The sequence below is a fragment of the Pseudomonas sp. P20 genome, assembly GCF_016463925.1.
Taxonomy (GTDB): domain Bacteria; phylum Pseudomonadota; class Gammaproteobacteria; order Pseudomonadales; family Pseudomonadaceae; genus Pseudomonas; species Pseudomonas aeruginosa.
On the sequence record NZ_JAEMVM010000030.1, the window covers coordinates 117,014 to 129,060 of the forward strand.

11 protein-coding genes are annotated in these 12,047 nt (G+C 67.9%); 5 read left to right on the plus strand and 6 right to left on the minus strand.

The features are described 5' to 3' along the window. The first annotated feature begins 52 nt into the window (after nucleotides 1–52). From ubiU to JHD77_RS28060, 5 genes are all read left to right on the plus strand, one after another. On the plus strand, nucleotides 53–1,048 hold the full coding sequence (ubiU, locus tag JHD77_RS28040; protein ID WP_003093020.1) for a ubiquinone anaerobic biosynthesis protein UbiU: 996 nt from the start codon (nucleotides 53–55) through the stop codon (nucleotides 1,046–1,048). A gap of 11 nt (nucleotides 1,049–1,059) precedes the next feature. Then, nucleotides 1,060–1,950 carry a U32 family peptidase gene (locus tag JHD77_RS28045; protein WP_003104248.1) on the plus strand — a complete coding sequence of 297 codons (891 nt, stop codon included), beginning with the start codon at nucleotides 1,060–1,062 and terminating at the stop codon, nucleotides 1,948–1,950. Then, complete coding sequence (ubiT, locus tag JHD77_RS28050) at nucleotides 1,944–2,459, plus strand: ubiquinone anaerobic biosynthesis accessory factor UbiT (protein ID WP_003104247.1); 516 nt, start codon at nucleotides 1,944–1,946, stop codon at nucleotides 2,457–2,459. Before JHD77_RS28045 ends, ubiT begins: the two co-directional genes overlap by 7 nt. 251 nt (nucleotides 2,460–2,710) lie before the next feature. Continuing rightward, entirely contained in the window at nucleotides 2,711–4,273 is a 1,563-nt protein-coding gene (locus JHD77_RS28055) for an alkaline phosphatase D family protein (RefSeq protein ID WP_003104245.1), read from the plus strand. Nucleotides 4,274–4,309: 36 nt separating this feature from the next. Then, on the plus strand, nucleotides 4,310–6,652 hold the full coding sequence (locus JHD77_RS28060; protein WP_003104243.1) for an endonuclease/exonuclease/phosphatase family protein: 2,343 nt from the start codon (nucleotides 4,310–4,312) through the stop codon (nucleotides 6,650–6,652). A 579-nt stretch (nucleotides 6,653–7,231) separates the two neighbouring features. Here the strand turns inward: JHD77_RS28060 and tsiT are convergent. The 6 genes from tsiT to JHD77_RS28090 form a co-directional block, all read right to left on the minus strand. Beyond that, the gene (gene tsiT, locus JHD77_RS28065) at nucleotides 7,232–7,951 is read right to left on the minus strand and encodes a type VI secretion system immunity protein TsiT (RefSeq protein WP_004351560.1); all 720 of its coding nucleotides are present in this window, start codon (nucleotides 7,949–7,951) and stop codon (nucleotides 7,232–7,234) included. Then, entirely contained in the window at nucleotides 7,948–8,733 is a 786-nt protein-coding gene (gene tseT, locus JHD77_RS28070) for a type VI secretion system effector protein TseT (RefSeq protein ID WP_003104240.1), read from the minus strand. The genes tsiT and tseT overlap by 4 nt, the downstream gene beginning before the upstream one ends. Then, nucleotides 8,730–9,113 carry a hypothetical protein gene (locus JHD77_RS28075; protein WP_003104238.1) on the minus strand — a complete coding sequence of 128 codons (384 nt, stop codon included), beginning with the start codon at nucleotides 9,111–9,113 and terminating at the stop codon, nucleotides 8,730–8,732. The genes tseT and JHD77_RS28075 overlap by 4 nt, the downstream gene beginning before the upstream one ends. Next, nucleotides 9,106–9,633 carry a DUF4123 domain-containing protein gene (locus JHD77_RS28080; RefSeq protein WP_003104236.1) on the minus strand — a complete coding sequence of 176 codons (528 nt, stop codon included), beginning with the start codon at nucleotides 9,631–9,633 and terminating at the stop codon, nucleotides 9,106–9,108. Before JHD77_RS28080 ends, JHD77_RS28075 begins: the two co-directional genes overlap by 8 nt. Continuing rightward, nucleotides 9,630–10,025 carry a PAAR domain-containing protein gene (locus tag JHD77_RS28085; RefSeq protein ID WP_003093006.1) on the minus strand — a complete coding sequence of 132 codons (396 nt, stop codon included), beginning with the start codon at nucleotides 10,023–10,025 and terminating at the stop codon, nucleotides 9,630–9,632. Before JHD77_RS28085 ends, JHD77_RS28080 begins: the two co-directional genes overlap by 4 nt. A 384-nt stretch (nucleotides 10,026–10,409) precedes the next feature. Next, complete coding sequence (locus tag JHD77_RS28090) at nucleotides 10,410–11,993, minus strand: peptide chain release factor 3 (RefSeq protein ID WP_003093004.1); 1,584 nt, start codon at nucleotides 11,991–11,993, stop codon at nucleotides 10,410–10,412. Nucleotides 11,994–12,047 lie beyond the last annotated feature (54 nt).

Below are 12,047 nucleotides of genomic sequence, written 5' to 3' on the forward strand. Positions count from 1 at the left end.
CCCGGGGTTGCCCACTGCCGCGGAGCGCGTTTTTCGCCAGAGGAGCAACCCCATGCAACTGGTCTGTCCGGCGGGCAGCCTGCCCGCCTTGAAGTCGGCCCTGCGACAGGGCGCCGATGCCATCTACGTCGGTTTCCGCGACGACACCAACGCCCGCCATTTCGCCGGCCTCAACCTTGACGAACGCCAGTTGCAGGAAGGCCTGCGGCGAGTCCACGAGGCCGGGCGGCAGCTCTACGTAGCGGTCAACACCTATTCCAGCGCGCAGGGCTGGGAGCGCTGGCAGCGCGCGGTGGACCAGGCCGCCGACCTCGGCGTCGATGCGTTGATCGCCGCCGACGTGGCGGTGCTCGGCTATGCCGCGAAGCGTCATCCGCGGCTCAACCTGCATCTGTCGGTGCAGGGCTCGGCAACCAATGCCGCGGCCCTGGCCCTCTATCACGAACGCTACGGCATCCGTCGCGCGGTCCTGCCCCGCGTGCTATCGCTGGCGCAGGTACGCCAGGTGGCGGCCGGTAGCCCGGTGCCGGTGGAGGTGTTCGCCTTCGGCAGCCTGTGCATCATGGCCGAGGGCCGCTGCCACCTGTCCTCCTACGTCACCGGCGAGTCGCCGAACCTCTGCGGCGTCTGTTCGCCGGCCAGGGCGGTGCGCTGGAGCGAGGAACCGGAGGGGTTGACCTCGCGCCTCAACGAAGTGCTCATCGACCGCTACGCCGCCGGCGAGGCGGCCGGCTACCCGACCCTCTGCAAGGGCCGTTTCCTGGTCAATGGCCAGCGCTTCCATGCGCTGGAGGAACCGACCAGCCTGAACACCCTGGACCTGGTCCCGCAACTGGCGGAAATCGGCGTGGCGGCGGTGAAGATCGAAGGCCGCCAGCGCAGCCCGGCCTACGTCGAGCAGGTCACCCGGGTCTGGCGCCAGGCGCTGGACAGCTACGCCAGCGCGCCGGGCGCCTATAGCGTGCAGCCGCAATGGCAGCGCGCGCTGGCCGGACTTTCCGAAGGGCACCAGACCACCCTGGGCGCCTATCACCGTTCCTGGCAGTGAGGACCGCCGCGATGAAACTGAGCCTGGGACCGCTGCTGTTCTACTGGGACAAGCGGCAGATATTCGATTTCTACGCCGAGATGGCCAGCCAGCCGCTCGACGTCATCTACCTCGGCGAGACCGTCTGCGCCAAGCGCCGGGCGCTGTCCCTGAATGACTGGCAGGCGCTGGCCCGCGAGCTGGCGCAGGCGACCCGTGCCGAGCTGGTGCTCTCCGGGCTGGCGCTGATCGAGGCCGCTTCGGAGCTGTCCAGCCTGCGCCGGCTATGCGAGAACGGCGTACTCCGGGTCGAGGCCAACGACATGGCCGCCGTCTATTACCTCAGCCAGCGCGGCGTGCCCTTTGTCGGCGGTCCGGCGCTGAACCTCTACAACGGTCATGCCCTGGCCGAACTGTATTCCTGGGGCATGCGCCGCTGGATTCCGCCGGTGGAAGTCTCCGGCAAGCTGCTGCGCGGGGTGCTCGACCAGGCTGCGCAGCTGGGCCTGGAGCAATTGCAGACCGAGGTCTTCGCCTACGGTCACCTGCCGCTGGCCTACTCGGCGCGCTGCTTCACCGCGCGGGCGGAGAACCGGCCCAAGGACGACTGCCAGTTCTGCTGCCAGCAGTATCCCGAAGGTATCCCGCTGCTCAGCCAGGAGGGCGAGGCGCTGTTCACCCTCAACGGCATCCAAACCATGTCCGGCAAGGTCAGCAACCTGCTGGCCGACTACCGCTCGCTGGAACATAGCGGCGCCGACCTGCTACGCCTGAGCCCTCGGGCGCAGGGCATGGCCGAGGTGATCGCGGCCTTCGACCGGGTACGCAAGGGTGCCGCTCCGCCGCTCGCCGTGGAAGGCTGCAACGGCTACTGGCACGGCCGGCCGGGGATGCTGCGGGCAGAGGAGGCAGGGCTATGCTGAACCGCCAACGCCTGCTCCTCGGCGTCGCCGGACGCCTGTTGCCGCTGGCGGCGAAGGTTCCGCGCGGGCTCCAGCACCTGGTCCTGCAACGGGTCGCCAACCGGCTGTTCGCCCAGCCGCTGGAGGAGGGCGCCTTCGACCTGCTGGAAGGTCGCTGGCTGCGCCTGGAAGTCAGGGACCTCGGCGTCGGCTGGTGCGTCACCCGGGTGCCCGGCGGCCTGCGCCTGGTCGAACGGCCACGGGCCAGCGTGACCATCCGTGGCGACTGGCGCGACTTCCTGCTGCTGGCCAGCCGGCATGAGGACCCGGATACCCTGTTCTTCCGCCGCCGCCTGGTGATCGAGGGCGACACCGAGCTGGGCCTGGCGGTCAAGAACCTCCTCGACAGCCTCGACCCGGAGCACCTGCCGCCCTGGTTGTGGAACGCCGTGGAACGGGCCGGGCGGGCAGTGCAGGAGGAGCGCGGCGAGGCGCCCCAGGGGCCGGTCCAGGGGGCGCGGGGCGGCTGAGGTCGGTGGAAAGGGGCGTATAGCGACGCCAATGTCGCTGGGCGCGCCCCTCCGATTGGGTGTATTCCCTGAAGCCTGAAACTCACTGAGGCTCTTTTCAGCGAGGCAACGCCCGGTTCGTTGCCGCATGGGCGGCGCGGAGCGAATGGGCGTTTCCCCTGACCAAACGGATAGCCTGTCTGTCCCCGTAACGCCCCTGTCAACTTGCCCCGGTAAACCGGACCTTCGTGAAGCCTGCGGAGAACTCCGGTATGAGTGGGATGGACCTCAAGCGCCGTCGCGTCGTGCAAGGCCTGGGCGCTGGACTGCTGTTGCCGGCGCTGGGCGCGCCGGCGGTGATCGCCTCGCCCAGGGCGCGGCCGAAGCTGACCGATGGCGTGCAATCCGGCGATGTGCAGGGCGACCGCGCGCTGGTCTGGAGCCGCACCGACCGCCCGGCGCGGATGATCGTCGAATGGGACACCCGTAGCGTCTTCAGCGAGCCGCGTCGGCTGGTCTCGCCGGTCACCGACGAGCGCCTCGACTACACCGCGCGCATCGACCTGCGTGGCCTGCCGGCCGACCAGTCGATCTTCTACCGGGTGCGCTTCGAGGATGCCCGCGACGGCAGCCTGAGCAAGCCCTGGTTCGGCCACCTGCGCAGTGCGCCGAGCGAGGCGCGCAATATCCGTTTCGTCTGGAGCGGCGACACCTGCGGGCAAGGTTTCGGGATCAATCCGGATATCGGCGGCATGCGTATCTACGAAGCCATGCGCCGGCGCCAGCCGGATTTCTTCCTGCACAGCGGCGACACCATCTATGCCGATGGGCCGATCCCCGAACGCATCGAGACCGAGAGCGGGCGCATCTGGCGCAACCGGGTGACCGAGGCCAAGAGCAAGGTCGCCGAGACCCTCGACGAGTTCCGCGGCAACTACCGCTACAACCTGCTCGACGACAACCTGCGCCGCTTCAACGCCGAGGTGCCGCAGATCTGGCAATGGGACGACCACGAGACCACCAACAACTGGTCCTCCAGCAAGCAGCTCGACGAGCGCTACCAGGTGAAGGACATCGACGTGCTGGCGGCCCGTGCACGCCAGGCGTTCCTCGAATACGCGCCGCTGCGCTTCCAGCGCCAGGGGCGCGACGGGCGGATCTACCGCAAGGTCGCCTACGGCCCTTTGCTCGACGTGTTCGTCCTCGACATGCGCAGCTACCGCGGCGGCAACAGCGCCAACCTGCAGGCGCGGCGCAGCGCCGCCACCGATTTCCTCGGCCGTGAGCAGTTGCAATGGCTCAAGCGCGAGTTGCGCGGTTCGCGTGCGCAGTGGAAGGTGATCGCCGCCGACATGCCGATCGGCCTCTGCGTGCCCGATGGCAAGGACGCCCAGGGTCGCGACCGCTGGGAGGCCATCGCCAACGGCAACGACGGCGCCGCCCTCGGCCGCGAGCTGGAGATCGCCGACCTGCTGCGCTTCGTCCAGCGCGCCGAGGTGCGCAACACCGTCTGGCTGACCGCCGACGTGCATTACTGCGCAGCCCACCACTACAGCCCGGAGCGCGCCGCGTTCAAGGACTTCGCGCCGTTCTGGGAGTTCGTCGCCGGGCCTCTCAATGCCGGTAGTTTCGGACCCAACGCGCTGGATGGCACGTTCGGCCCGCAGGTGATGTTCCAGAAGGCCCCGCTGGTCCAGAACAGTTCCCCCTTCGCCGGCTACCAGTTCTTCGGCGAGGTGGAGATCGATGCGCAAAGCCGCGCGCTCACCGTCACCCTGCGCGACCTCGACGGCGAGCCGGTGTTTTCCCAGGAACTGCAGCCCGACGGCGCCTGAGCCGCGGCGACCCCATTCCGATAAAGGAGTATCCCGATGCACCCCTTGCGTAACGCCGCCCTGCTGGGCGGCCTGGCCCTGCTGGGCCTGCCGGTGGCCAACGCCGCCGAGCTGATCATCTCCGAGTATGTCGAAGGCAGCGGCAACAACAAGGCGCTGGAGTTCTACAACAGCGGCAGCCAGGTCCTCGACCTCTCCGCCTACCGCGTCGAGTTCTATTTCAACGGCGCCAGCGCGGCGGGCCGCAGCATCGACCTGAGCGGCAGCCTGGCGCCGGGCAAGACCTTCGTCCTCGCCAACGGCGTGGCCGACCCGGCGTTGCTGGCGCTGGCCAGCCAGCGGGTGGAAGGCAGCTGGTTCAATGGCAACGATGCGGTGCTGCTGCGCCGGCGCAGCGGCGAGATCCTCGACAGCCTCGGCCAGGTCGGCTTCAACCCCGGCACGACCTGGGGCAGCGGCGATGTGCAGACCCTCGACCGGAGCCTGGTGCGCAAGGCCGACATCCGCGACGGCGACAGCGATCCCAGCGACGCCTTCGACCCGGCGGCGCAATGGCTGGGCTACCCGCGCGACACCTTCGCCAACCTCGGCCAGCATGGCGCTGGCGAGCCCGGCGGCGGCGAGGAGGCCGGCCTGCGACCGATCCACGAGGTGCAGGGCGCCGGCGCCGAAAGTCCGCTGGTGAACCAGCGGGTCGCCATCGAGGGCGTGGTGGTCGGCGACTTCCAGAACGCCAGCGAGCTGAAGGGCTTCTACGTGCAGCAGGAAGATGCCACGGTGGACGGCGACCCGGCGACCTCCGAAGGCATCTTCGTCTACGACGGCGGCAACGGCAGCGACGTCAAGCTCGGCGACCGCGTCCGGGTGACCGGCCAGGTCCGCGAGTTCAACGGCCTCACCGAACTGGTCGGGCCGCTGCAGGTCAGCGTCCTGGCGAGCGGCGTGGCCTTGCCGACGCCGGCCGGCATCAGCCTGCCGCTGGCCAGCGCCGATGCGCTGGAGCGCTACGAAGGCATGCGCGTGCAGCTCCGCCAGACGCTGACCGTCAACGAGGTCTACAACCTCGGCCGCTACGGCGAGGTCCTGCTGTCCTCCGGCGGCCGCCAGATGACTCCGACCAACGTGGTGGCTCCCGGCGAACAGGCCAAGGCCATGCAGGCGCGCAACGACCTCGACCGGATTCTCCTCGACGACGGCCGCAGCGGGCAGAACCCCGACCCGATCCGCTACCCGGCACCGGAACTGAGCGCCTACAACAGCCTGCGCGTCGGCGACCGTACCAGCGCCATCGACGGCGTGCTCGACTACTCGGCCGGCAGCTACCGTATCCAGCCGTTGCAGACGCCGACCTTCGAGGCGGCCAATCCGCGTCCGGCCCAGCCGGCGGTGGAAGGGCGCCTGCGGGTGGCCAGCTTCAACGTGCTCAACTACTTCAACGGCGATGGCAAGGGCGGCGGTTTCCCCACCTCGCGCGGAGCCAACACGGCCGAGGAGTTCCAACGGCAGAAAGCGAAGATCGTCGCGGCGATCCTCGCCTCGAAGGCGGACATCGTCGGCCTGATGGAGATCGAGAACGACGGCTACGGCGAGTTCAGCGCCATCGCCGACCTGGTCAACGGCCTCAACGCCAGCCTGCCCCAGGGCCAGCGCTATGCCTTCGTCAACCCGAACCGGGCGAAGCTGGGCAGCGACGAAATTGCCGTGGGGCTGATCTATCGCGGCGACAAGGTCCGCACCTATCGATCCGCGGCGGTGCTCGACAGTTCGGTGAACCCGGAGTTCGACGACACCCGCAACCGTCCGACCCTGGCCCAGACCTTCCAGGAGATCAATGGCGGCGAACGCCTGACCATCGCGGTGAACCACCTGAAGTCGAAGGGCTCGGCCTGCGACGGCGACCCGGACACCGGCGACGGCCAGGGCAACTGCAACCTGACCCGGGCGCGCGCCGCCCAGGCCCTGGTGGACTGGCTGGCGGGCGATCCGACGGGCGCCAAGGAGCCTGATCGCCTGATCATCGGCGACCTCAATTCCTATGCCAAGGAAGACCCGGTGAACGTCATCCGCAGCGCCGGCTACACCGACCTGGTGGCGCGTCAGGCGGGCGCAGGAAAGGGCTATTCCTACGTGTTCTCCGGGCAGTCCGGCTACCTTGACCACGCCCTCGCCAACGCCAGCCTGGCGCGCCAGGTACGCGGCGCGGTGGAGTGGCACATCAACGCCGACGAGCCCCGGGTGCTGGACTACAACGTCGAGTTCAAGACCCCTCGGCAGCAGGACAGCCTGTACAACGCCGAGCCGTACCGGGCCTCCGACCACGACCCGGTGGTGATCGGTATCGACCTGCGCCGGGTGGCGATGAAGAAGCACCGCAGGTAGGCAGCGGATAGCGCCCGTGGCGTTGGTCGCCATGCAGAAAGGCCACCCTCGGGTGGCCTTTCTGCATGGCACGTGGGCCTGTAGGGCGAATAACCGCTTGCGGTTATCCGCCGTTGCGGCGGGATGCCGGCGGATAACGCCGGTGGCGTTATTCGCCCTACGGAACGGAGCCCCCTCCAGGGTGGCCTTCCAGTGTGGCACGTGGGCCTGGTGGGGCGAATAACCGCTTGCGGCTATCCGCCGTTGCGGCGGGATATCGGCGGATAACGCCGGTGGCGTTATTCGCCCTACGGAACGGAGCCCCCTCCAGGGTGGCCTTCTGCGTGGCACGTGGACCTGGTAGGGCGAATAACCGCTTGCGGTTATCCGCCGTCGTGGCGGGATCTCGGCGGATAACGCCGGTGGCGTATTCGTCCCACGGAACGGAGGTCACTCCAGGGTGGCCTTGCTGCGTGGCACGTGGGCCTGGTAGGGCGAATAACCGCCTGCGGTTATCCGCCGTTGCGGCGGGATGCCGGCGGATTACGCCGGTGGCGTATTCGCCCCACGGAACGGAGGCCCCACCAGGTTCGTACGTCGTCAGCCGCGCAGCGGCGGCAGGTAGCCCAGTTCCATCAGCTTGATGTCCGCTTCGCCGACGCGCTCGAAATGTTCGCGACGGGTTTCGTCCATCGGTTCGCGGCCGTTCAGCAGCAGGGTGCCACGGCCGGGAATGTCGACCAGCTCCGTAGCCGCCGGGAAGTCCGTGGCCCTTAGCGGATGCGGGCAGAAGCCGATCCAGCCGATGCTGCGGCGGTCCGGGAAGGTCCGCTGGTGTATGAAGTACGCATGCGGAGCGAGCATGCCCCAGGTCGTTTCGGGCCAGATTTCCAGCGCCGCGAGGAAGATCGCGACGAAGGAGGAAGCCGGTGCGTCGAACACTTGCAGCAGGCTGCCGGCATCTTCCAACTGGAGCCTGGACGAGACGGCCCTGCCGCTGGCCTCGTAGTCCAGCGACAACCCGCCCTTGAGCGGATCCTCCTCGCCGTTCCATAGCACCAGTTCCACCGCCCGGGTGCGTCGGTCACGCGACAGGGCCTTGGCGAGATCCTGGCGGTGCTCGGTGACGTTGTGGCTGAGGGCATCGCGCAGGGAGTCGCCGCACAGGTACCAGTTCTCCAGCACCGGATGGAGGGGCGCGAGGGCATCGAGGAAGCGTTCTATCCGTTGCAGGTGCTGGTCGTCGTCCAGTGCGAGGAGCCGTGCCGGATCGAAGTACAGCTCGAATATGTAGCGCCTGAAAGCCTTGGCGTCCGTCATGCGCAATACCCCGGGTTCTCTTCGCAAAACCTTTTCATCTCTTCCTGTTCCTTCGCGCGGGTTTCCTGGTAGTCGTCGTGCTCGTCCGTTCCCGGCATCGGATTCCAGAATGCCTTCAGGTTGGCCAGTCCCATGCGCAGGTACTCCGCGGCGCAGTACTCGTAGACGATCCGCTGCAGGAAGTGCCATTCGACGAACACCGGCGGGGTCGGTCGGGCCTTGTCGCTGTGGACCTCGGCCTTCTGCAGCAGGTCCGACTTCACCTTGGCCCGCGCCCAGGGCCTGGGCACGCCGAGCAGCGGGACGAACAGGAAGGCGTAGTTGGCCTTCGCCTCCAGCAGGGTGCAGCGCGGCTCGTCGAAGCCGTCCCACCAGGTGCCGCTCCAGAACCATTCGTGGGGAAACGGGAAATTGGTCACCCACTGCTGGTAGCGCGCGGACAGGTCCGACATGCTGTGGCCCTTGCCGTTATTGGCGATGGCCATTTCGCCCCGGGACGGCGGGCACTCCACGCAGTCCTTGTCGCGGCCCTGGCTCTTGCTGCAATCGCGCTCGGCTTCCCGGGTCCGGTCGCGGCTCAGCGTGCCGGTCTCGGTCCTGGGCAGGGTCTGCGGAACCGGCATCGGACGCGGTACCGGCCTGGGCAGCGCGCCGGGGGCCGGTCGCGGCAGCGGGCGCGGCGCCGGCATCGGCAAGTGCGGCCGGGGCGGCGCGGGTAGTTCGAAGGGCAGCCGCGGACCCATGCGGGGCAGCGGTCGGAAAAGCGCGCCTATGCCGCTCATGCCGGTCTCCCCGAGGTTTCGTACGCGCGCCATTTCTGGCTGGCCAGGCGAAACTCGACGATCCGTTCGTAGTCCTGGAAGCGTTGTTCCGGGCTGTCCGCCAGCGGCCGGCGCATGTGTGCGAGAAACGCCGGCGTGTCCTGGAAAGCGGGGAAGGCCAGGCCGTGCAGAAGAAAGCGTTCGATCGTCCCGGGCTCTTCGATACCCAGTTCCAGCGCCGTCGCGCGCAGCTCGCCGAGTTGCCGGATGGCGGGCAGCAGGCCGCGTCGTTCGAGCCAGGCGGGAGCCTCCCGGCGTACCTCCAGCAGGACCCGCTCGATGACTTCGTCGTCGCGGACCCGCTGCAGGCGATCCAGTTGGCCGGCATCCAGTTCAAGCATCGGCGGTCCGCTCCGTTTCCCGGTCATAGACGAGGTAGCCGCCCTGCAGGGGCTGCCAGACCTGCCAACGCTCCAGCGGCGCCATCACTTGCGTCCATTGCCGCGCGGTCATGACCTGTTCCAGCGCCCGGCGCACTTCCGGGCTGTAGTAGCGCAACAGCGCCCGGCGGCCGTCGGGCATGCGGGTGAAGAGCAGCCCGGCGAAGTGTTTCGCGAGGTTTTCGAAGGACGCCCGGCTCCACAGCCAGGAGGCCATGGGCGAGCGGCGGTCCCAGTCGCGCAGCCAGCCGAGGAACTCGCCCGATGACGAAAGCGGGGCGCTGTCCATGAATTCGATCAGGACCGGCCCGGCATGGGCGATTTCGTCCAGCTCGCTCCCGGCCAGCAGCCAGCGCGAGCGGATTTCCCCCGCGGCCTTTTCCAGGCGGGTGTCCAGGGTCAGGTAGCGGGCGCCGTCCGCCAGGGCGAACAGGCGGCTGTCCGGCGTAGGCGCCGCGAGCGCCGGCTGGAGCCGGCTCACGGTGCGCCGCCGAGGCTTTCCAGGGGCACCAGGGCCTGGTTGCGGCGTGCCGCCAGCAGCAGGCATTGCAGGCACAGCTTCGGTGGGGCGAGGGCGAGAGCGGGTGCGCCGCCGCCGCTGTTGCCGATCAGCACCGTGCCCGCCCCGCCGACCACCAGGTTGCCGTGGGTGCCGACGCTACCTACCACGGTGGCGGGCTTGCCATTGATCAGTACGTTGGCGATGACGTTGGCGCTGAGGGTGGCGCCGCAGGCGGTGGCGTCGCCCTGGCGGGCGGCGGACCGATGGTCGAAGAAGACGTCGGGCGAGCCGCCGACGATTGGGTTGCTGCCGTGGCCCGGTAGCGGACACGCGGTCGGATCGCCCAGGCGCGCAGCGGGTTTGCCGCTCATGCTCAAGTCCCTATGAGATAAACCCTGGCACTCTGCCGTGCCACTCGGGGGCGGACAACCTATCTGAACTGCTCAGGAGGCACCTTCGGAAACGGCTTGGGCTACCGCGTCCTTGCCTGGTTGCGCTTGAAGGGATTTCCTACCTGGAAGTATCGTCACCCGCCTGCGAAAGGCGCAGGCGTACGGAGCGATGGCGCGATGGGGAGGGGAGCCTGGGAAGAGGGAAGGAGGCGTTTCGCACAGCGTCGCGTTCGCTTTGCCTGCGCAGGGGCTGTCCGCCGATACCGCGCTGGAGCGACGGATAGCCGCGATACGGTTATCCGCCCTGCGCCGAGACCGCCGCGGGAGGAGACAGGTAGGCTGTTCCTGGCTCCTCCCGTGCGATCAGTGATGCTCGCGCGTCGCGCGGAAGCGGATGTCCGGCCAGCGTTCTTCCATCAGGCTGAGGTTGACGCGGGTCGGCGCCAGGTAGGTGAGGTGCCCGCCGCCGTCCACGGAGAGGTTCTCGAAGGCCTTGTCCTTGAACTCCTTGAGCTTCTTCTCGTCATCGCACTCGATCCAGCGTGCCGACCAGACGTTGATCGCCTCGTAGGCGCACTCGACCTTGTATTCCTCCTTCAGGCGGCTGGCGACCACGTCGAACTGCAGCACGCCCACCGCACCGAGGATGATGTCGTTGTTGCGCTCGGGGAAGAACACCTGGGTCGCACCTTCCTCGGCCAGTTCCTGCAGGCCCTGGCGCAACTGCTTGGATTTCAGCGGGTCTTTCAGGCGCACGCGGCGGAACAGTTCCGGGGCGAAGTGCGGGATGCCGGTGAAACCGAAGTTCTCGCCTTCGCTGAAGGTGTCGCCGATCTGGATGGTGCCGTGGTTGTGCAGGCCGATGATGTCGCCGGCATAGGCCTCTTCCAGTTGCTCGCGCTCGGAGGAGAAGAAGGTCAGCGCGTCGGCGATCTTCACGTCCTTGCCCAGGCGCACGTGGCGCATCTTCATGCCTTTCTCGTACTTGCCCGAGCAGATGCGCATGAAGGCGATGCGGTCGCGGTGCTTGGGATCCATGTTCGCCTGGATCTTGAACACGAAGCCGGAGAACTTCTCCTCGGTCGGCTCCACGCTGCGTTCGTGGGTGGCGCGCGACAGCGGCTGCGGCGCCCAGTCGACGATGCAGTCGAGGACCTGGTCGACGCCGAAGTTGCCCAGCGCGGTGCCGAAGAACACCGGGGTCATCTCGCCCTTGAGGAAGGCGTCCTTGTCGAATTCGTGGCAGGCGCCCTGCACCAGCTCCAGCTCTTCGACGAAATTGTCGTAGAGATCGCCGAGGTGGGCGCGGGCTTCGTCGGAGTCGAGCTTTTCGATGACCTTGGTCTCGATGCGCTCGTGGCCGTGGCCCGGGACGTAGACGATGATCCTGTCGTCGGCCAGGTGGTAGACGCCCTTGAAGTCCTTGTAGCAGCCGATCGGCCAGGTGATCGGCGCGGCCTTGATCTTCAGCACCGCCTCGATCTCGTCGAGCAGCTCGATGGGGTCGCGGATGTCGCGGTCGAGCTTGTTGATGAAGCTGACGATGGGCGTGTCGCGCAGCCGGCAGACTTCCATCAGGGCGATGGTCCGCGGTTCGACGCCCTTGCCGCCGTCGAGCACCATCAGCGCCGAGTCCACCGCGGTCAGGGTGCGGTAGGTGTCTTCGGAGAAGTCTTCGTGGCCGGGGGTGTCGAGCAGGTTGATCATGTGCTCGCGGTAGGGGAACTGCATCACCGAGGTGGTGATGGAGATGCCGCGCTGCTTTTCCATCTCCATCCAGTCGGACGTGGCGTGGCGGTCGGACTTGCGCGACTTCACGGTACCGGCGACGGCGATCGCCTTGCCCATCAGCAGGAGCTTCTCGGTGATGGTGGTCTTACCGGCGTCGGGGTGGGAAATGATCGCGAAGGTACGGCGCTTCGCGACTTCGGCGGCCTGAGTGGTCATGGATGCGTGCCTGCTGGAATCCGTTGGCGTGGGCGCGGGACGGCCCGGAAAAAC

Bases quoted from the DNA above. Each gene is read 5' to 3' on its own strand.
- JHD77_RS28055 (WP_003104245.1), top strand. From the start codon at position 2,711: ATGAGTGGGATGGACCTCAAGCGCCGTCGCGTCGTGCAAGGCCTGGGC.
- JHD77_RS28045 (WP_003104248.1), top strand. From the start codon at position 1,060: ATGAAACTGAGCCTGGGACCGCTGCTGTTCTACTGGGACAAGCGGCAG.
- JHD77_RS28085 (WP_003093006.1), bottom strand. From the start codon at position 10,025: ATGAGCGGCAAACCCGCTGCGCGCCTGGGCGATCCGACCGCGTGTCCG.
- JHD77_RS28060 (WP_003104243.1), top strand. From the start codon at position 4,310: ATGCACCCCTTGCGTAACGCCGCCCTGCTGGGCGGCCTGGCCCTGCTG.
- JHD77_RS28075 (WP_003104238.1), bottom strand. From the start codon at position 9,113: ATGCTTGAACTGGATGCCGGCCAACTGGATCGCCTGCAGCGGGTCCGC.
- tsiT (WP_004351560.1), bottom strand. From the start codon at position 7,951: ATGACGGACGCCAAGGCTTTCAGGCGCTACATATTCGAGCTGTACTTC.
- tseT (WP_003104240.1), bottom strand. From the start codon at position 8,733: ATGAGCGGCATAGGCGCGCTTTTCCGACCGCTGCCCCGCATGGGTCCG.
- JHD77_RS28090 (WP_003093004.1), bottom strand. From the start codon at position 11,993: ATGACCACTCAGGCCGCCGAAGTCGCGAAGCGCCGTACCTTCGCGATC.
- ubiT (WP_003104247.1), top strand. From the start codon at position 1,944: ATGCTGAACCGCCAACGCCTGCTCCTCGGCGTCGCCGGACGCCTGTTG.
- ubiU (WP_003093020.1), top strand. From the start codon at position 53: ATGCAACTGGTCTGTCCGGCGGGCAGCCTGCCCGCCTTGAAGTCGGCC.